Below are 19,823 nucleotides of genomic sequence, written 5' to 3'. Positions count from 1 at the left end.
CCCAATCCGATGGATTTGAATCCGTTACGGGGAGTTCCGGGTGTTCGAAGCAGCTACGCGCTCCGGTTCGGTGCCGCGCTATTCGTGGTGTTGCTCGTCGTGGGGGTGTTCGGCGGCGTCATCTACGCACACACCGGCTCCGAACTCGAGGACGACGTCGAGTCGCGGCTCGTCAGCGACGCCGAGAGCGATGCCGAGCGACTCGACGGCTGGTTGGAATCGTCCGAACGAAATCTGGAATCGCTCACTCGATCGCTCGAGTTTCGAAACGACGACCGCGTTTCGATCTCCGACTCGTTACACCGGCTGAACGAACGCCCCGGTTTCGAGGGGGCGTACTACGTCGACGCCGGGAACGGGACCGTCGACATCGAGGCCGGAACGGACGCCGTCGTCGAGGACGGTCGCCTCAGCGAGGCGGCCGACGAACGGCTCTCGAGCGCGATCGAGGCCGAGGGCCGGGTCACGTTCACCGAGACGTTCGAGACCGCGGACGGTCGGCCGGCGATGCTCGCGGTCAGCACCGTCCCCGGCGACTCGGACCACGTCGTCGGGCTTGTCGACCTCGAGTCGCTGTCTCGAGCGGTGATCGCCAGCGACAGTACGAAAGACGCGGTCGTCGTCGACGGCTCGGGGACCGTCGTGCTCGCGGAGGACCGCTCGCTGCTCCTTCGCGATGACGTCCTCGAGGCGGGCGCGGTCGGCGGCGACGCCGGAACGACGTCGATCGAGTCCGGCGCGGGCGAGGAGACCGTCGTCGGCTACGCGCCGATCGAGAACGGAAACGGGGAGTGGACGATGACGACCCGCGTCCCCGCCGCCCAGGCCTACTCGCTGCAGTCGGACATCTCGCTGCAGATCCTCGGCATGCTGGGCGTCGTCTTCGCGAGCATCGTGGTGCTCGGCGCGACCGTCGGCCGAAACACCGCCCGATCGCTGCGGGACCTCTCCGAGCGAGCGGCGGCCATCGAGGACGGGAACCTCGAGGAGCCGGTCGAGTCCGAGCGGCGCGACGAACTCGGCGAGTTACACCGGTCGATCGACCGGATGCGACGGTCGCTCCGCGAGCGCCTCGAGGAGACCGAGGCGGCCCGGGCCGAGGCCGAGCGGGCGCGGACCGAGTCCGAACGGTTCTCTCGACACCTCGAGCGGACGGCCGACGAGTACGGCGAAACGATGCGCGCCTGCGCGGACGGCGATCTCACGCGTCGGCTCGAGCCCGACGACGAGAGCGAGGCCATGGAGACGGTCGCCCGGGAGTTCAACGGCATGATGGACGACATCGAGGCGACGGTCGCCGCGACGCGGGCGTTCGCCGACGCGGTCGACCAGAGCGCCGAGTCGACCGCCGAGGGCGTCGCCGAGGTGCGGTCGGCCTCCGAGCAGGTGACGACGTCGGTCCAGGAGATCGCCGACGGCGCCGAACGCCAGAGCACGCAGCTCACGGCGATCGCCGACGAAGTTAACGAACTCTCGACGACGACCGAGGAGATCGCCGCGACCTCCTCGCAGGTGGCCACGCTCGCCGAGCGGACCGCCGCCACGAGCACGGACGCCCGCGAATCGGCGCGCCGGGCGATCGACGGGATGAACGCCATCGAGGCGGAGGCCGACGAGGCCGTCGCGGAGGTCGACCGACTCGAGGACGAACTCGAGGCGATCGACGATCTGCTGGCGTTCATCGGCGACGTCACGCAACAGACGAACGTGCTCGCGCTCAACGCCTCGATCGAGGCGGCGCGCTCGCGATCCGACGACGCGGAGTTCACCGCGGTCGCAGATCAGGTCAAGTCCCTCGCCGAGGACACACAGGAGGCAGCGACGGACATCGAAGCCCGCCTCGAGCGAGTCAACGAGCAAGCGGACCGCGTGGCGGCCGTCGTCCGCGAAACCGACGAGCGGATCGCGGCCCACCGCAACGCAGTCGAAACGTCAGTCGCAGCCCTCGAGGAAATCTCCGAGTTCGCCGACGAGACCAACGACGGGATTCAGGAGATCTCGGCGGCGACCCAGCAACAGGCCGCCGCGACCCAGGAGGTCGTCTCGATGACCGACGACGTGACGGCGATCAGCGAGGAGACCAGCGCCGAGGCGGAGACCGTCGCCGCGGCCGCGGAGGAACAGACCTCGTCGCTCGTCACTGTTTCTCACACCGCGACGTCGCTGTCCGAGCGCGCACAGGACCTTTCCGACGCGCTCTCGACGTTCGAGGTGGCAGTCGAGCCGGACGCGGAGCTCGAGCCGACGAACGGCGAGGGAGACGATGCGGTGCCCAGTGATACGGACGAATCGACGGCTGGCGGAGCCGACGAGGCGTCGACGGACGGCTCACAGGAATTCACGTGGACTGAGTCCCAGTAAGCGGCTTCAGTCGACGCCGTCTGCCGTCTGGAGAACCGAGAGACGGATCTTCAGAGGTCGCGGCGGACCTCGAGTCCGGAACTCGAGGGTCGTTTAGAAGTCGCCGTTGACGATGTCGCTGACGGCCTGCGGGTCGAACAGGTCGTCCTCGACGTCGTAGAGCTGCTGGGCCAACCGCTGCGTGGCGACGAGGTTGATGATCGGGCCCTGATAGAACGGCAGGGTCTTGTAGATGTCGCCGTTCTGGACGGCCGTCAGTTCCTGCCCGACGTTGTGGCTTTGCATCGGTTCGACGATGTCCTGCTGGAACTCCTCCTCGGAGAGGTACTGCTCGGTACGAAGCAGGATGTACTCCGGATCGATCTCGAGGAGCGTCTCGTAGTCGACCGACCCGCGGCCGCTGTGGAAGTCCTCGACGTCGGAGGTCGCGAGCGCGTCCTCGACCCCGAGGTCCCGTAGGTGTTTGAAAGTCGTCGACTCGTCGATGAGGTAGGGGAGGAAGGAGTCCTCCTCCAACTGCGGGTACAGGACTGCAGCCCCAGGTCCGTCGCCCGTGGGCACGACGCTCTCGAGTTCCGACTGGAAGTCGTCGTGCAGCGTCTCGAACTCGCTGAATCGTTCCTGTTCCTGAAAGACTTCGGCGAGTTTCTCGAAGGCCTCGTACATCGAGAGGTAGTCGTAGTCCTGATGCCACGGGTAGTCCCGGGAGAAGATCGTGTTCCCGAAGAACGGCGTCCCCGTCGTTTCGACCTGCTCGATGTCTTCGTCGCTCCAGTTGGCCCGCCCCTTGAGGAAGTTCGGATCCATGACGAAGAGATCCACTTCCTCGGCAAGGGTCAGGAACTCTTCGCGGGTCAACTCGTCGTCCCAGAGTGAATCGATCGCGTTCGGATCGACGCTCACGTCGGGAATGTCGTCGTAATACCCCGTATGGAGCCGCCGCGTGAGATAGAGGGCCTTCGGGGGCTCCAGACCCAGTGCGATCCCCATATCGGCCCAATCCCCGGTACCGGCGGCCCACGTCTGGGGCACCGACTCGAACTCGACCTCGCCGACCGGCGGCATCGAGACCGTGTACGGCCCGTCGACGTCGTCGCCACCGTCACCGTCTCCGTTACCGTCTCCGTTCTCCTCGCCGGTGATACAGCCGGCCAACGCGGCCGTTCCGGCGACTGCGCCGCTCGTTCGAAGGACGTTGCGTCTCGTCCAGAGGGATTCGTCGGTCATCGGAATTTAGGTTGGCCTAAACCATCAAAAGTGTTCCGAACTCATAGAGGCGGCCGGTCCGTAGTCCCACCGATTACGCGTCGTCGGTAACGATATCGGCCACATCTCGCCGTTCCGTCGTCGGTCGCCACCAGTTTTTAGGCCAGCTCAACGAAGTATAGCTGTTCCGACTCTCAGCGTTCGGGTAGCGCTCGACGGGGCAATACCTGCAGTTCGGGCTCGTGCTGGACGGTCGCCTCGACGCCGAAGACATCGGCCAACAACTGCTCGGTCACGACCTCCTCCGGCGGGCCCCAGTCGTACAGTTCCCCATCGTGCATCGCGACCAGGTAATCCGCGAAGCGGGCGGCCTGAGCGATGTCGTGGAGGATGACGGCTACGGTGACCCCCTTCTCCTCGTTTAACTGCCGGATCGTCTCGAGGACGCGGAACTGGTGGTGGACGTCCAAGAACGTCGTCGGTTCGTCCAGCAGGAGGACGTCCGTGTCCTGGGCCAGCACCATCGCGATCCAGGCCAGTTGCTTCTGACCGCCGCTCAGTTGGCCGAGTTCGGCGTCCCGGAGCTCCTCGATTCCCGCCAACTCGAGGGCGCGTTCGACGGCCGCGTGATCCTCCTCGCTGACGCTGTCGAAGAAGCCACGATGCGGATAGCGACCGTGGTAGATCAGATCCTCGACAGTGATCGAACTCAGCGAGTCGTTCTCCTGGGAGAGGACGCCCAGTTCGCGAGCCAGTTCCTTCCGGTTGAACGTGTCGAGTTCCTCGCCGTGGATTCGGACCGTCCCGCGTTCGGGCTCGAGGTGGTTCGAGAGCGACTTCAGCAGCGTACTCTTCCCGCTGCCGTTGGGCCCGACGAGTGCGGTCACGGCGTTTTCGGGGATATCGAGTCGGGCGCACTCGACGATCGTCTCCTCGGTCGTCGGGTAGCTCAACGCGAGGTCCTCGCCGACCAGTGCGCTCTCGACCGCGACGCCGTCGCCGTCGGTGATCCGTTCTTGGGTCATCTGCGACTCGTTCTGTGACATTATAGCTCACCCATCGACTGCTGCTTGCGCATCAGATAGAGGAAGTAGGGGCCGCCGACTAGCCCGGTCACGACGCCGACGGGCATCTGCATCCCGCCCAGCGCGAGGCGGGCGCCGACGTCGGCGGTGACCATCAGCGCCGGACCGGCGAACAGGCAGCCGACCATCAGCTGTCGGTAGTCGCCGCCGACGACGTTCCGGACGATGTGGGGAACGACGAGGCCGAAGAAGCTGACGATGCCCGCGACGGCGATCGCGACGCTCGCCGCGAGAATGGCGACCGCCGAGAGGAAAAAGCGAACGCGCTCGACGCGCATCCCCAGCGACTTGGCGGTGGTCTCGCCGAGCAACAAGACGTTCAACTGCCGCGAACTGGCGAGTGCAACGGCGATCGAGGCGATGCCCGGAATGAGGGCGATCCGGACCTCTCCCCACCCCGTGCCGGTAAACGAGCCCGTGAGCCAGGCGATGGCCGTCTGAGCGACGCCCAGATCATCCACGAAGAAGAACAGCCCCTGCTGGAGCGACTGGAAGACCATATTGACGATTACGCCCGCGAGCACGAGGCGAACGGGGCTGGTCCCGCCCTTCCAGGCGATCCCGTAGACGACCAGGAAGGCGACGGTTCCCCCTACGGCGGCGATCAGCGGGAGGTACGGCGCGAACCCGGTGAAGACGACGAGCGTCGCCAGCACCGCGAACCCGGCGCCGGAGCTAACCCCGAGCACGAAGGGGCTGGCCAGCTCGTTTCGGGTCACCGCCTGGAAGATCGCCCCGGAGATCGCCAGCGTCGCGCCGGCGATGATCGCGACGAAGACGCGGGGGAGCCGGAGGTTCCACACCACGACGCTGTCCGTGCTCATCTCGGGGAGCTCGGTGCCGAAGAGAAACGCCGACCACGCCTCGAGGTTGAACATCACAGTGGGTTCGAACACCGCCCCCCACGCCTCCACGAACGTCATCGAGTACTCTCCGAACGTCACCTGTACGAGTCCGGCGACGACCGTGATGATCGCACTCGCCAAACAGAAGAGCACGAGCGTCCCAGTGACCCACCCCTCTCGGTCCCGAGTCGCCGCGCGCTCGCCGACCGACTGCGCTTCTACCATCGGGGTTTAGGTTATCCTAAAAGACGTTTAGTACTTGTGGTTGCCGACCGAGTCGGGACGACCTCATTCGTCCGCTCTCCGTGACGTTCACTCGAGCAGTTCGATCTCGTCGTCGCCGTTCGGGACGGCACAGATGAACGCGCCGGGATCGTCGCCCTCGTTGCGGTACCAGTGGACCGTCCCGGCGGGGATGAGCAGCGAATCGCCGGCTTCGACCGCGTACTCCTCGTTCCCGATGCCTACGGTGTACTCGCCCTCGAGGACGTACTGCTCGTGTTCGACGTCGTTGGTGTGTTTCGGCACCTCGGCGCCGGGCTCGAGGACGAACCGGCGGATCGCGAAGTGGGGCGCGCCGTGGTCGTCGCTGACGAGGACGCCCTTCTCGAGGCCGTCGGCCGCGTCGACCGTTTCGTACTCGATCTCGTCGCGGCGGCGGATCAGCGGATCGGACATACCTCGAGTCGGCGCCGGATCCACAAAACGATCCGGGTCGATCGCTACAGCGCGCCGCGCAGTCGGCCGAGGAGGTACCAGACGCCGCCGAGAGCGCCGAGGACGAGCACCAGATTGAACAGGATAATCGAGAGTTCGGGAACGCCGATTGCAGGGGCGAACATGGGTGTCGATCACGATCGCTCGCGTGCGCTTATATCTACCAACACGTGGGAACCGAAACCACTCTGCCGGGATTGCGCTCAGGACGCAGCCGACGACAGCGCCGCCGCTCGCCGGTGTAAAATACAGTTCTGAAGTGCCGATACCTCCGCGAATTCGCCTTACAGGCGCTCGACGTTCGTCGCGCGCGGGCCCTTGGGGGCCTGCTCGATGTCGAACTCGAGCTCCTGTCCTTCTTCGAGGTCGGGGCCGCCGATGTCTTCCATGTGGAAGAAGACGTCCTCGTCCGCGTCCTCAGTTTCGATGAATCCGTAGCCGCCAGTGTCGTTGAAGAAATCAACGGTTCCTTTCGCCATTGCTTCTGAAGAGAGCGCCGCGACACGGATAAAGCCTGCGGCTCGACTCAGCGCTCGATATCGAAGGAATAGCGCGCCGTCGGCCGCGTTTCGGCGAAAATCGGCGTTCGTCACAGTTCGTCGCGGTCCTCGAGCCGACGAACCGTTACCGAGACGAAAAAGACCAGCATGAACAGGAAGAATCCGACGACGAGTCCGCCGAGTTCGGTCGCGCCGATATCTCCGGGGCTGACGACCGCCAGGACGACCAGCCCGCCGAGAAAGACGAGAACCGTGAACAGCCCGACCGCGTAGTAAAACCCCGTGTCGGACTCGAGGAACCGTCGCATGCGAGAGGAATGCGCGTGCGAACAGCAAAACGGTACCGACGGTGACGGGGTCGAGTAGCGACGACGATAGCGGCGAGTGCTACACCTCTGGCGACGAGTGCCGACATCGACGGCGACAGGACTCCCTCGAGCGTACGGTGTGGCGGATCGGCGTGCGAACAGCGGTTCTCGCGTTTTGTCAGCAGAAGTTCCTTATACTCATCGCGGACAAACGGACCGTATGACGGACTACGAACTCGACGCGGTCGATCGGGAGATTCTCTACGCGCTCCAGGAGGAAGCCCGGAACCTCTCGTCGAGCGAAATCGCCGAACGGACCGACGCGTCCTCGAGTACCGTTCGCAAACGCATTCAGCGGTTGGAGTCCGAGGGCGTCATCAAAGGCTACAGCGCGAACATCGACTACACGAAGTCCGGATATCCGATTCGGATGCTCCTCTACTGCACGGCGTCGATTCCGGAGCGGGGCGACTACATCGACGATATCCTCGCTATTCCGGGCGTCGTCTCGGTACAGGAGTTGGTCACGGGCGAACAGAACCTGCTCGTGACGGCTGTCGTCAAGAACGACCGAGAAATCACGCCGATCGCACAGGAGATCTCGGACATGGGGCTGACGATCACCGACGAGGTGCTCGTGCGGAGCCACCGGTCGACGTCGTTCGACGAATTCGCCTCCCAGTAACGCGACGAAGCGTCTCCGTTTCCGGACGAATACCCCTTCGTTCCGCCCGTTTTCGGGTTTCCGTTCGCTGTGGTCCTCGCAACCGGCGACTACGGCGTTCCGTGACCGAGACATTCGCGATGAGTGGTGTAATTATCACGATCGTCCACGAGGAAGCGAGGGCCGAACAATTTGTTCGAACCAAAGGCTATAATAACCAGTCTGTTCGTATATTGGGTGAAGACGACCGGCGGCGCAAGTGTTGCCGGAAGCGATTCGGCGCGATCCGGCCGCGATCCCGTGCTGGTCGAGCGCGAAATCGAAGCATGACCGACGAAAGTGCACCCACATCCGACGACGCCGTCGCACAACTCTCCGAACCGACGCCATCGACCTCGGTCGTTCCCCGAGCGTCGACGTGGACGGTCTGGGCGCTGTTCGCCCTCAGTCTGGGGGTACTCGCGCTGGCGGCCCGGAACGGTGCCGGGTGGGAGTTTTCGAGCGCGCTGCGCGTCGACGGATTGACCGCGGTGATGTGGGTCGTGGTGACCTTCTTCAGCGGGATCGTCCACAGCTACTCCCGGCGCTACATGGCCGGGGACCGCCACATCGATCGGTTCTACTACCGCGTTCTCGGGTTCACGCTCGTCGTCATGACGCTGACCGCGGCGAACCACGTCGCGCTGTTCGCGGCGGCGTGGCTGGCGATGGGGCTGCTCATGGCGTCGCTCATCGGTCACGTCCGCGAGTGGGAGCAGGCGCGGGCCGCGTCCGCCCTCGCTCGTCGGTACTTCCTCGCCAGCAGCGGCCTGCTGGCCGCCTCGCTGGCCCTCCTCGCCTGGGCGACGGGCGCGACCACCCTCACCGGCATCTTCGGCGCCCTCGAGGGCGTCTCGCGGACGGTCGGCCTCGTCGCCGCCGGCGGGATCGTCCTCGCGGCGATCATCCAGTCGGCCCTGTTCCCCTTCCACAACTGGCTGCTGTCGTCGATGACGGCGCCGACGCCGGCGTCGGCCCTGATGCACGCCGGGTTCGTCAACGCGGGCGGGGTCCTGCTAACCAGGTTCGCTCCGGTGGTCGCCGACCATCTCGCCATCATGTCGTTCGTCGTTCTGCTCGGCGCCGTCAGCGCCCTCCTCGGACAGGCGATGATCCTCGTCCAGACGGACGTCAAACGCAAGCTGGGCTGCTCGACCATCGCCCAGATGGGCTTTATGATACTGCAGTGCGGCCTCGGCTTCTTCGCCGCGGCGATCGCCCACCTCGTCCTCCACGGCTTCTACAAGGCGTACCTCTTCCTCTCGTCGGGCGCCGCCGTCGAGCAAGCGGTGCCGAAAGACGGGAAAGACACGCATCTCGGCTTCTCCGGGATCGCCGTCAGTCTGGCGACCGCCGTCGGCGGCGGCGTCCTGTTCGGCGTCCTCACCGGGAAGGCGACGAGCCTCGAGTTGAACAGCGGGACCATCCTGACGCTGGTCGTGGTCCTGACGACGCTGACCGCGGCACGGGACATTCTTCGGCGCTCGACCCTGCCGGCGTCGGTCAGGTTCGTCAGCGCCCCGCTGGTCGTCCTGACCGCGATCAGCGGCTACGCCATCGCGTTCAACGCCGTTTCGACGATGCTGTCGGGCGTGCCGATGACCCACGTCTCGACGGAGATGACCGTCGCCCACTACCTCGTCGTCGCCCTGTTCGTCGGCGCCTACCTCGTGGCCGAACTCGGCTGGTACCGCTCGAGCAAGCGCCTCTACGTCTCGCTTTTGAACCTCTCCCAACCCGATCCGAACACCGTGCTCACCGACAAGGAGGACTACAATGACGCGTAAGGAAACCGACGACCGTCGTCGCATCGAGGAGTGTATCGACCGCGCGGCAGAGCGCATCGGCTCGGTCTGGCCGCTGCACTCGTTCGTCACGGCCAACCCCCTCTCGGGGTTCGAGGACGAGCCGTTCCACGAAGCCATCGCGGAGGGCGAACGCCTGTTCGGCGGTCGCGGCTACCCGCATCCGTCGGTCTTCCGCCGAGCGTGGGAGACCGGCCGGATCGATCCCGACGCGCTGCGGGCGGAACTCGAGGCCCGCGGCATCGACCGGGACCCCGAGACGCTTCTGGACGAGATGGCCGAAACCGAGGCGGAGCGCGGCACCGAGACCGACGACGCGACCGCGGCCGTCGACCGCGTGCTGACGAAGTGGCTCGCGGCCTTCCTCGATCAGGGACGGGCGAAGTGGTCGATGCCGAACCGCGAGGCGGGGTTCTACGCCGCCTGGCGCGAGATGGCTCCCCACGACGGCGACGTGCCCGGCTGTGACGACCCCGACGATCTTCCCGAGACGGCGACCGAGGCGCTCGAGGCGGCGCTGAGCGACTACCCTGACAGTCGCTTGATGGACGTCCTCGAGCACCACCTCGCCGCGCTCCCGGGCTGGAGCGGGTTCATCAAGCAGCGGACCGACGCCGACGCCAACGCGTGGCAGGAGCAGTACCCGATCACGCTGCCGGAGTATCTGGCGGTGCGGCTGACGCTGGCCGACCTGCTGGACGCGCCGATCGATCCCGAGGCGGTCGACGACGGCAGTACGGACGACGCGACGACCGCCGCCACCGCCGTGACCGTCGACGCGAGCGACGCCGACGGCGAGGTCCCCCTGCCCGAGATCTGGCTGACCGCGTGGGAACGCAGCTACCGCGAGCACCTCCTCGAGGAGATCGACGACTCGGTGACGGACCCGTCCGAGGCCGACGACGGGGAGCGACCGGCCGCACAGCTCGTGTTCTGCATCGATACCCGCTCGGAGGTGATCCGCCGCCACATCGAGGCCCAGGGCCCCTACGAGACCCACGGCTACGCGGGCTTTTTCGGGGTTCCGATGCGCCATCGGAAGCACGACTCGCACGCCGAGACGGACGCCTGTCCGCCGATCGTCGACCCGCAGCACCGCGTCGTCGACCGGCCCGACGAGGAGAGCGACGCGGCGACGACCCGCGGCCGATGGACCGGGGTGGCGAGCGCGGTACGCAACCACTTCACGACGCTCAAGAGCAACGTCGTCGCCGCGTTCACGTTCGTCGAGGGCGCCGGCAGCGCCTACGGCTCGGCGATGGCCGCGCGGACGCTGTCGCCCTCGGCGATCGCCGCGCTCGAGCGCGCCGTCGAGGAGCGCGTGCCGGGCTACCACGAGGCCGCCTCCCCGGCCGTCGACTACGACGCGTACGACGACCACGGCCACGCCGACCACGCCCTTCCGCAGGGGATGACCCTCGAGGAGAAAGTCGAGTACGCCGCGACGGCCTTCGAACTCATGGGGTGGACGGAGTTCGCCCGCCTGGTCGTCTTCGCGGGCCACGCCAGCGAGACGACGAACAACCCCTTCGACTCGAGTCTCGACTGCGGGGCCTGCGCGGGGAACCCGGGCGGCCCGAACGCCCGCGTGCTCGCCGAGATCTGTAACGACGAGGACGTGCGGGCCGAACTGTGCGAGCGCGGGATCGACGTCCCCGAGGACACCGTCTTCCTCGCGGGCGAGCACAACACGACGACCGACGAGATCGAACTGTTCGACAATGCGGTGCCAGAGAGCCATCGCGAGGACCTCGCGTCCCTCCGCGCGGACCTCGAGGCGGCTCGCGCCGATTCCGCGGCCGAACGCACCGCGTCGGCGGGCGACGACGCGGTCGGCGAAGTCGAACGCAAGGCGGCCGACTGGGCCGAGGCCCGCCCCGAGTGGGGGCTGGCCGGCAACGCCTCGTTCGTCATCGGTCCCCGCGAACTGACCGAAGATCGGAACCTCGACGGGCGCGCGTTCCTCCACTCCTACGACTGGACGACCGATCCGGACGGGGACGCGCTCGAGGCGATCTTCACCGGGCCGCTGGTCGTCACCCAGTGGATCAACAACCAGTACTACTTCGCGACCGTCGACAACGCGGTCTACGGCAGCGGCTCGAAGATCACCCAGAACCCGATCGGCAACGTCGGCGTCCTGCAGGGCAACGGCGGGGACCTGATGACCGGTCTGCCGCTCCAGTCGCTGAAGGTCGACGACGACCAGCCGTACCACCAGCCGCTGCGGTTGACAGCCGTGATCCACGCGCCGGTCGATCGCGTGACCGAGATCCTCCGTAAGCACGGGGACGTGCGCACGCTGCTCGACAACGGCTGGATCGGCGACCTGACGGTCGTGGACCCCGAGCAGGACAACGCCGTCTTCCAGTACGCCGGCGACCTCGAGTGGGCGACAGAGGCCGAGGTCGAGGTCGAGGCCGAGGCGACGCCGGAACCGGAGACCGAGCCCGCGCCGGTCCCGCAGACGGCGGACGACGACTGAGGCTCGACTGGCGATCGATCGCACACCGTTCCGGCACGATGCCGCAGACACCGTTGCGAACGGCGCGGTTCGGGTCCGGTTGACCGTGCGAGAGGTCGTCTCGGAGCACTCAAGAGACCCGTTCTATTAGGGGCGTGCAATGGGGCAGAGTCTCCTCGCAGCGCTGTTCGGCGATCCGTTCGCAGTGATGAACACGATCGGGTTGATCGCGTTCGCCCTCGTCGGCTCATCGAAGGCGATCCGCGAGGAGTTCGACGTGCTCGGAATCACTATCGTCGGGTTGGCGATGGCGTTCGCCGGCGGAGCGACGCGCGACATCCTCGTGACGCGGGTTCCGTTAGCGCTTCAGTCCCCGATCGAAATCGGTCTGGGACTGCTCGGAGTCGGGTTAGCGATCGCACTGAGCGTCGTCCTCACGACGCCGGACACGCATCCGATCACGCTGGTCGCGGACGCAATCGGACTCGCCGCGTTTACGACGACCGGTGCGATCGTCGCAACCGAAGCGGGCGTTTCGGTGTTCGGCGTCATCGCCATCGCGACGATCAACGCGGTGGGTGGCGGTGCGTTCGCCGACATCCTTCTGGATCGCTCTCCGTTCATCCTGTTCGACGATTTCTACGCGAGCTGTGCGGTGCTGGGCGGGAGTGTGTACTTTGTGGCGGCGACCGTCGGCGTCTCCGGGAACACCGCTGCTGGAATCTGTGCGGTTGTGACCGTGGTAACGCGGTTAGCTGCGGTCACGTACGACTGGAATCTGCCGACGATACAGGGGTTAGGACTGGTCGAGCACTAAACCAGTCCCAGGCGTGAGAGCCGTGGAACTGGTCCCGAGTGACGGGACTACTGGTGGAACAAACTGCGAGCCGTCGCCTCGTACCCCTCGGGCGCGAGACCGGCGAGCGCGTCGGGGTCGGTCTCTCCGTCGACGGAGACGAGGTACGTCCGTCCGGGTTCATCGCCGTAGACGCCCTGGAAGTCGTAGACGAAGCCGTAGACGGTGACGTCGTCCGGAATCTCGTCGGCCTCCGTGAGCGATCGCACCTGGTAGTCGACGTTGTACTCGACGAGCTGGTTGATCACCCGCTCCTCGTCCGCGTCGGTGTCGATCAGTCCGCTCTCGAGCGCCTCCTCGATGACGGGCACGAGCTGATCGACCCACTTGTCGACGCCCTGCGGTCCCGGCGGCTCCTCGCCGGTCACGACGTGGTAAGCCGCGGTGACGGCCCCGCAACCGGTGTGGCCGACGACGACCACGACGTCGGTACCGGTGTGGTGGATCGGGTAGAGGACGCCGCCGTCGACGATCCGCTCGCCGTCGTCCTCGTCCCAGATCTGGTTGCCGATGTTGCTCGGCGTGAAGACCGCGCCCGGCCGATCGATCCCCCACATGCCCTCGTGAGAGACCCGCGAGTCCGAACAGCAGATCGCGACGACGGTCGGGTGCTGGCCCGTCTGAACCTCCGCGAAGTAGTCCTCGGGCAGCGCCTCGACGTGGCGCTCGTTGCCGGCGAGCAGGGTCTCGAGCGTGTCTCGAGGGGATTCCATACCGAGACGTACACGAACGGCGACCAAAAAGGTTCGACTCGCTGGCATCCGCGGCCGCGCCGGCCTCGCGTTCGGATCGACGATCGGGACCGTTCGTCGCCTTCCGGGAGCCCAACGTTCACCCGTCGGCCCGCCCTCGTAGGCGTATGGCAGAGACCAGACAGTGGCGACTTGCCAGTCGTCCCGTCGGCGAACCGACGTCGGAGAACTTCGAACTCGTCACCGTCGACCGCCCCGAACCCGACAACGGCGAGGTGCTCGTGAAGACGCTCTACCAGTCCGTCGACCCGTACATGCGCGGGCGGATGCGCGACGCGGAGTCGTACGCCGAGCCGTGGGACGTCGGCGACCCGATGCGAGCGAGCGTCGTTGGCGAAGTCCTCGAGTCTAACGCCGGCCAGTTCTCGGCGGGCGACATCGTCACCGGCGACCTCCTCTGGGCGGAACACGCCGTCGCGGACGCGAACGAACTCCAGCCGGTGAACCCCGATCACGGACCGATCTCGACGGCGCTGGGCGTTCTCGGGATGCCCGGCGTGACGGCCTACTGGGGCCTGAACGACGTCGGCGATCCGAAACCCGGCGACACCGTCGTCGTCTCCGCGGCCGCGGGCGCGGTCGGCTCCGTCGTCGGCCAACTCGCTCGTCTCTCGGGGGCTCGAGTCGTCGGCACCGCCGGCAGCGAGGCGAAGATCGAGTGGCTCACCGAGGAGCTGGGCTTCGACGCCGCGATCAACTACAAGGAGACCGACGACCTCTCGGCCGCGGTCGACGAGGCCTGTCCGGACGGCGTCGACGTCTACTTCGACAACGTCGGCGGCCCGATCACGGACGCCGTCTGGCCCCGGCTGAACCTCGACGCCCGCGTCGCAGTCTGCGGCCAGATCGCCCTCTACAACGAGACCGAGGTGCCGACGGGGCCGCGAAAGCTCGCCAAACTCATCGAGACCCGCGCGACGGTCGAGGGCCTACTCGTCAGCGACTATCAGCCCCGGTGGGGCGAGGCGCTCGAGCGACTTTCGCAGTTCGTCCAGAACGGCGACGTCCAGTACCGCGAGAACGTCGTGGAAGGCTTCGAGAACGCGCCCGATGCGTTCCTCGGGCTCTTTGAGGGCGAGAACATCGGGAAGCAGTTGGTGAAGGTCGCCGAGTACGACGGGTAGGGGCGACGCGACTCGAGGTCGACGATAGCCGTTCGAGTAGTCGCCGTCGCAGACGAGCGTCGGCTATCGAGCCGCCGCTATCGATGTTCGTAACGATGATACGTACCTGATATTGACATCTCGTATGGTCGTTTCCGAGTCGGAGTCGATCTCGCTTCCCGACGATCGGACGCTGTCGTTCGCGACGTACGGCGATCCGGACGGCGCGCCGCTGATCTTTCACCACGGCACGCCCGGGTCGTCCCACCTCGGAGCGTTGCTTTCGGACTCCGCCCGCGCTCGAGGCGTTCGCGTAATCGCGCCGAGTCGACCCGGATACGGTCGTTCCGATCCGAATCCGGACGGAACGTTCGAAACGTGGGCCGGAGACTGTCGAGCGCTCGTCGACGCCCTGGGACTCGAGTGGGTCGCGGTCGCCGGGTTCTCGGGCGGCGGCCCCTACGCGCTGGCCGTCGCCGCACACCACGCCGATCGCGTCTCCGACGTCGGCGTGATCGGCGCTCCGGTTCCGGCACACGACGGAGGGCCGTTCGGTCCGCTCGTGGGGTTCCCGAGACTCCTGGGCATCGCGTTCCGGTTCGGCGCGATCGTCGCACGGTTCCGGGGCGATCGATTCGTCGTCGACCAGTTGACCGATAGAGCCGTAGACGACGAGACCGCCCGCATCGTCGGTCAGGACTTTCGCGTCGGGCTATCGGCCGGGCCATCGGGTGCGGTCCGCGAGAGTCGGGCGCTCGCGGCCGACTGGTCGCTCCCGCTGCCAGACGACGTGACGGTTTGGCACGGAATCGACGACGAAAACGCCCCGATCGGTCCGGTCCGAACCGCCTACGAGGACCGGCCGGCCGTCACTCTCCGCGAGATCGACGACGACCACCTGGGAACGCTGTGTTCGGTCCGCGACGAGGTCCTCGGTCTGGCCGAATGATCGAACCGGCGGAACGCAGCCGTCGCGTCGCGGTCACGCGGGTTGTTCCCCAGCGCTCACACGATATCGGGGGTCGCCGGATACGACCACGCCTCCCCGTCGGCGGCCTTGATCGCGGCGAGGACGCAGAACACCAGATCGACCATCGGGAGGACCAGTAGGGGAACGATGCCGACGACGACGAGGGTGAGGAAGAACGAGACGGTCATATAGATCGTGAACGCGATCTGCCAGTTTAACGCGTTTCGCGCGTTCTCCTCGACGAACGGGTCCTCGGTAGCGACGAGAACGATCAGCGGACCGATAGCCCACGTGAATATCGCGAGCACGTGCGTGATCGCCGCGAGCGTCGTATCGCCTTCGGGTCGGCGACCCGACGCGTATTCCGGACTCGAACCGCTCCACGGGTTGCCGGCGTCCCAAGACGAGTCGCCGGCGCCGTCCAGTGACCGGTCGTCGGCGCCGCCCCACGAACTCTCCGCGCTCGAGGATCCCCACGAGTCGTCGTTTACCGCCTCCCCGCACTCGCTGCAGTAGTTCGCGCTCGGCGAGAGCGAGGCACCGCAGTGCGGACAGTGATCGGTTTCCATATTCCGACATCGAGCAGTCAGGGAAATAAATGTATCACAGACGACTCGACGGATCGCGGTCAGTCGGTCAGTCCGTAGCCGATCTTGAACAGGTAGACGTCGATCGCCAGCACGAGGACGGTAGCCGCCGTGAGCACCCCGAGCGCGAACAGCGGCGCGAACTCGGTGTACGGTGCGGGGAGGATACCGACGCCGATCAGGTCCGAGTGGCCCAGCAGTCCGTACCGGACGCTGTCGACCATGTAGACCATCGGGTTCACCAGCGAGAGCTGGACCTGCCACGCCTGCTCGAACGTCTCGAGGGAGTAGAAGACCGCGCCGAAGAACACCAGCGGCCGGAGGATGAACTGGTTCATCACGGTCAGGTCGTCGAAGTCACGAGCGACGAGGCCACCGATGATCCCGCAGCCGGCGAACAGCGCCGTGATGACGACCATCGTGGCCACGAGAAACAGGCCGTGCTCGATGCTTATCGGCACGAACAGGCGGCCCACGGCGGCGATGATGACGCCGACGATGAGCCCCCGCACCGCGCTGGCCGCGACGTAGGCGACGACCATCTCGGCGTAGGACAGCGGCGAGGTCAGCGTTTCGTGGATGTACTCGTTCCATCTCCCGTGGAAGATCGAGAACGAGGCGTTCTCGAAGGCGTTCGAGATCGCTCCCAGCACGACCAGTCCGGGCACGATAAAGAGGATGTAGTCGAAGCCGGCGATCTGGTCGATTCGGCCGCCCAGAATGAGCCCGAAGACGGCGAAGTAGAGGACGTTCGTGATCGCCGGCGGCATGAACGTGTTCTTCGGACGGCGGACGAATCGCAACACCTCGCGTCGGAACAGCGCGCGGAAGCCGACCGACAGTTTCGGCAGCATCAGGCGACCCCCTCCTGTTCGCGCTCCGCCGGCGTCGTCTCGCTCTCCTCTCCCTCATCGGCGCTCGAGGCCGACGACCGGGTCACCGTCCGGTCCTCGCTCCGGGTCAAGTCGACGAAGATCTCCTCGAGTGAGGTTCGGGTGATCTCGAGGTCGGCGATCTCGTGGCCCCGCGCCTCGAGGTCGTTCAACAGGCGCGGCGCGGTCGAGCCGCCGTCGTCGACGCGGACCTCGAGGGTCTCGCCGCTCGTCGTCACCTCGTGGGCGTACGCGCCGAGATCGGTCTCGAGGTCGGCCGCCGCGCTCGCGGAGACGCCGGACTCGAGGCGGACGGAGATCGTGTCGGTGCCGCGCTCTTTGAGTTCGTCCGGCGTCGCGACGGTCACCTTCCGGCCCTCGTTCATGATCGCGACCCGGTCGCAGAGGCGTTCGGCCTCCTCGATGTAGTGGGTCGTCAAGAGGATCGTCGTCCCCTCCTCGTTGAGTTCGGTCACGAGCTCCCAGAGGTCGTGGCGCAACTGGACGTCGACGCCCGCGGTGGGCTCGTCGAGGATGAGCAGGTCGGGATCGGTCACCAGCGCTCGCGCGAGCAGCAGACGGCGCTTCATCCCGCCGGAGAGCCAGTCGAAGCGCTCGTCGCGCTTGTCGTAGATCCCGACGCGTTTGAGCACCTCGTCGGCGCGCTCGGCGGCCTCGTCCTCGGGGATTCCGTGGTAACCGGCCTTGTGCATCAGGACTTCCTTGATGGGGAAGAAGCGATCGACGTTGAACTCCTGGGGCGCCAGCCCGATCGCGTCGCGAGCCTCCCGGTAGTCCGCCTCGACGTCGTGGCCGAAGACCCGCGCCTCGCCGCCGGACTTGCGGACCAGGCCGACCAGCGTGTTGATAAAGGTCGTCTTGCCCGCGCCGTTGGGGCCGAGCAGGCCGAAGAACTCGCCCTCCTCGACGGTCAGCGACAACTCCTGTAGCGCGCGCAAGTCCCCGTATTCCTTCACGAGATCGACGGTCTCGATGGCCGGTGGCATCGCCGATGAGTCGGCCCCGGCCGCGGTTAAGAATGTTGATTGCGGCGCCCGAGACGGTCGTTACGGTCGTTTTTGCCGGTTCGTTTCGATCGATCGCGTCGGCCGTTCGGCGCGACTCGGCGCACCGATCAGTTCGCGGTCCGCGGGAGGCCGCCGGAGCTGACCGCACCGCTCTTCTGGACGATGTCGAAGGCGGTCATCACGTCGGACCGCGAGATCAGGCCGACGAGGTCGCCGTCGTCCACGACGAGTAGGCGACCGATGTTGTTCTCGCGCATCTCCTCGATCGCCGTCATCGCGTCCGAGTCGGGCGTAATCGTCTTCAGGTCGGTCGACATCACCTCGTCGACCGTGAACGCGTCGCGCTCGACCGGATCCACCTCGCGGGCGTCGGTCAGCGTGACGAGTCCGACGAGGCGCTCGCCCTCGAACGCGTCCGTATCGATCACCGGGTAGCCGGTGTGGCGCTCGGTGAACATCCGCTGGACCAGCTCCGCAATCGTGGTCTCGGGTTCGACCGTGTGGAGGTCGCCGGCGGGCGTCATGATGTCGCCGACGGTGACGTCCTGGAACGCGGCCTTCATCGTCACCTGTTGGGCCTCGCTCGAGGCGGCGATGTAGACGAAGAAGGCGACGCCGATGAGAATGATGTTCCCCCCCGCGAAGAGGCCGAACAGTCCCATGAGGACCGCGAACAGTTTGCCGATGCTGGCGGCCTGCTGGGTCGCTTTCGCGTACGGCTGACTGCGGGCGAGAAACGCCCGAAGGACCCGGCCACCGTCCATCGGGAACGCGGGGATCATGTTGAAACCCGCGAGCACGACGTTCAGAACGGCGAGATACCCGAGGACGAACCGGGCACCGTCGAGACTTTCGGGGACGATCAGAAAGAGCGCGTACGAACCGACGCCGACGAACACGGAGACGATCGGACCGGCGATAGCGATGGTGAACTCCTGTCGCCAGTCCTCGGGCATCTCCGAGAGCGCGGCGATGCCGCCGAACAGCCAGAGCGTAATCGAGTCGATCGGAAAGCCGTAGCGCTGGGCCGTCAGCGAGTGGCCGAGTTCGTGGAGTACGACGCCGACGAACAGCCCGATCGCCGCCGCCAACCCGAGTATCCACGGCATCGGCCCGGACGTGATGGCGCCGACGTCGATACCCGCCGCGAGCCCGTCGTTGAGCAGACCCGCGACGGGTTCGATCTGTGCGCCGATGAGATAGGCGAACAGCGGAAGCACCAACAGAAACGTGAGATCCAACTTGATCGGGATCCCGAACAGGGAACCGATCCGGAAACTCCGAGGCATGCAACATATTACCCGTGGAAAGGCCTTAAAAACGCCGACGAAGGCGAGGGTCACCGTTTGTCGTCCCGGTTTGACCTTGTTCTGTACTCCCCGACCACAGTATCGAGAACGCAGTGACGTCAGTCGAACTGTCCGTCCGCTCGTCACCCCCACCGGCCAGTTCGAGCGATCATTGGTAGCCGAAGTCGAGGTAGAGAGTTGCTAGGCACCGCCTCGAGGTGTCTTCGCCGCGTCGACAACCACCGATATTAATATTCATTATATGGGTCGCGAGCGTCGTCTTATAGTAACTATAGATACAATTATTCGCGCTTCGGATCGCGGTTTCACCTACTGGTCGAAACGGTTCGCTTTCCGCCACCAAAATATACG

Annotated in this window: 18 protein-coding genes; 7 read left to right on the top strand and 11 right to left on the bottom strand. The window is 66.1% G+C overall.

Annotation, left to right across the window (positions count from 1 at the left end; all coding sequences use genetic code 11):
- Window positions 1-9 precede the first annotated feature (9 nt).
- Window positions 10-2,361 carry a methyl-accepting chemotaxis protein gene (locus HTUR_RS01500; RefSeq protein WP_012941533.1) on the top strand — a complete coding sequence of 784 codons (2,352 nt, stop codon included), beginning with the start codon at window positions 10-12 and terminating at the stop codon, window positions 2,359-2,361.
- Between the two features lie 93 nt (window positions 2,362-2,454).
- Here the strand turns inward: HTUR_RS01500 and HTUR_RS01495 are convergent, their stop codons facing one another.
- From HTUR_RS01495 to HTUR_RS01470, 6 genes are all read right to left on the bottom strand, one after another.
- Window positions 2,455-3,588: an ABC transporter substrate-binding protein gene (locus HTUR_RS01495; protein WP_012941532.1), complete on the bottom strand. Its 1,134-nt coding sequence runs from the start codon at window positions 3,586-3,588 to the stop codon at window positions 2,455-2,457.
- A gap of 173 nt (window positions 3,589-3,761) precedes the next feature.
- A complete protein-coding gene (locus tag HTUR_RS01490) occupies window positions 3,762-4,613 on the bottom strand; it encodes an ABC transporter ATP-binding protein (RefSeq protein WP_012941531.1) in 852 nt (283 codons plus the stop codon).
- Entirely contained in the window at window positions 4,613-5,722 is a 1,110-nt protein-coding gene (locus tag HTUR_RS01485; protein WP_012941530.1) for a FecCD family ABC transporter permease, read from the bottom strand. The genes HTUR_RS01490 and HTUR_RS01485 overlap by 1 nt, the downstream gene beginning before the upstream one ends.
- 87 nt (window positions 5,723-5,809) lie before the next feature.
- Complete coding sequence (locus HTUR_RS01480; protein ID WP_012941529.1) at window positions 5,810-6,175, bottom strand: cupin domain-containing protein; 366 nt, start codon at window positions 6,173-6,175, stop codon at window positions 5,810-5,812.
- Window positions 6,176-6,498: 323 nt separating this feature from the next.
- Window positions 6,499-6,693: a cold-shock protein gene (locus HTUR_RS01475; protein WP_007259363.1), complete on the bottom strand. Its 195-nt coding sequence runs from the start codon at window positions 6,691-6,693 to the stop codon at window positions 6,499-6,501.
- 110 nt (window positions 6,694-6,803) lie between these two features.
- Complete coding sequence (locus HTUR_RS01470) at window positions 6,804-7,022, bottom strand: hypothetical protein (protein ID WP_012941527.1); 219 nt, start codon at window positions 7,020-7,022, stop codon at window positions 6,804-6,806.
- Window positions 7,023-7,242: 220 nt separating this feature from the next.
- On the opposite strand from HTUR_RS01470, the gene HTUR_RS01465 reads away from it, so the two are divergent.
- From HTUR_RS01465 to HTUR_RS01450, 4 genes are all read left to right on the top strand, one after another.
- A complete protein-coding gene (locus HTUR_RS01465) occupies window positions 7,243-7,707 on the top strand; it encodes an Lrp/AsnC family transcriptional regulator (protein ID WP_012941526.1) in 465 nt (154 codons plus the stop codon).
- A 305-nt stretch (window positions 7,708-8,012) separates the two neighbouring features.
- Window positions 8,013-9,512: a proton-conducting transporter transmembrane domain-containing protein gene (locus tag HTUR_RS01460; protein ID WP_012941525.1), complete on the top strand. Its 1,500-nt coding sequence runs from the start codon at window positions 8,013-8,015 to the stop codon at window positions 9,510-9,512.
- Entirely contained in the window at window positions 9,502-12,015 is a 2,514-nt protein-coding gene (locus HTUR_RS01455; RefSeq protein ID WP_012941524.1) for a DUF2309 domain-containing protein, read from the top strand. The genes HTUR_RS01460 and HTUR_RS01455 overlap by 11 nt, the downstream gene beginning before the upstream one ends.
- Window positions 12,016-12,154: 139 nt before the next feature.
- Window positions 12,155-12,811: a trimeric intracellular cation channel family protein gene (locus tag HTUR_RS01450; RefSeq protein ID WP_012941523.1), complete on the top strand. Its 657-nt coding sequence runs from the start codon at window positions 12,155-12,157 to the stop codon at window positions 12,809-12,811.
- Window positions 12,812-12,858: 47 nt separating this feature from the next.
- Here HTUR_RS01450 and HTUR_RS01445 read toward each other — a convergent pair whose 3' ends face one another.
- Window positions 12,859-13,563, bottom strand: coding sequence for a carbonic anhydrase (locus tag HTUR_RS01445; RefSeq protein ID WP_012941522.1), 705 nt, complete (start codon window positions 13,561-13,563; stop codon window positions 12,859-12,861).
- A 146-nt stretch (window positions 13,564-13,709) separates the two neighbouring features.
- Here HTUR_RS01445 and HTUR_RS01440 point away from each other — a divergent pair, with 146 nt between their 5' ends.
- Together HTUR_RS01440 and HTUR_RS01435 are read left to right on the top strand one after the other, a co-directional pair.
- A complete protein-coding gene (locus tag HTUR_RS01440) occupies window positions 13,710-14,726 on the top strand; it encodes an NADP-dependent oxidoreductase (RefSeq protein WP_012941521.1) in 1,017 nt (338 codons plus the stop codon).
- 124 nt (window positions 14,727-14,850) lie between these two features.
- A complete protein-coding gene (locus tag HTUR_RS01435; protein WP_012941520.1) occupies window positions 14,851-15,654 on the top strand; it encodes an alpha/beta fold hydrolase in 804 nt (267 codons plus the stop codon).
- Between the two features lie 56 nt (window positions 15,655-15,710).
- Here HTUR_RS01435 and HTUR_RS01430 read toward each other — a convergent pair whose 3' ends face one another.
- From HTUR_RS01430 to HTUR_RS01415, 4 genes are all read right to left on the bottom strand, one after another.
- A complete protein-coding gene (locus HTUR_RS01430) occupies window positions 15,711-16,244 on the bottom strand; it encodes a zinc ribbon domain-containing protein (protein ID WP_012941519.1) in 534 nt (177 codons plus the stop codon).
- Window positions 16,245-16,303: 59 nt separating this feature from the next.
- The gene (locus tag HTUR_RS01425; RefSeq protein WP_012941518.1) at window positions 16,304-17,116 is read right to left on the bottom strand and encodes an ABC transporter permease; all 813 of its coding nucleotides are present in this window, start codon (window positions 17,114-17,116) and stop codon (window positions 16,304-16,306) included.
- Complete coding sequence (locus HTUR_RS01420) at window positions 17,116-18,141, bottom strand: ABC transporter ATP-binding protein (RefSeq protein WP_012941517.1); 1,026 nt, start codon at window positions 18,139-18,141, stop codon at window positions 17,116-17,118. Before HTUR_RS01420 ends, HTUR_RS01425 begins: the two co-directional genes overlap by 1 nt.
- 128 nt (window positions 18,142-18,269) lie before the next feature.
- Window positions 18,270-19,451, bottom strand: a complete 1,182-nt coding sequence (locus HTUR_RS01415) for a CBS domain-containing protein (RefSeq protein ID WP_012941516.1) — start codon at window positions 19,449-19,451, stop codon at window positions 18,270-18,272.
- Between the last annotated feature and the right edge of the window lie 372 nt (window positions 19,452-19,823).

The organism is Haloterrigena turkmenica DSM 5511 (genome assembly GCF_000025325.1).
GTDB lineage: Archaea > Halobacteriota > Halobacteria > Halobacteriales > Natrialbaceae > Haloterrigena > Haloterrigena turkmenica.
The sequence above is the reverse complement of the archived record's forward strand: the minus strand, read 5'-3'. Positions and strand labels throughout refer to the sequence as shown.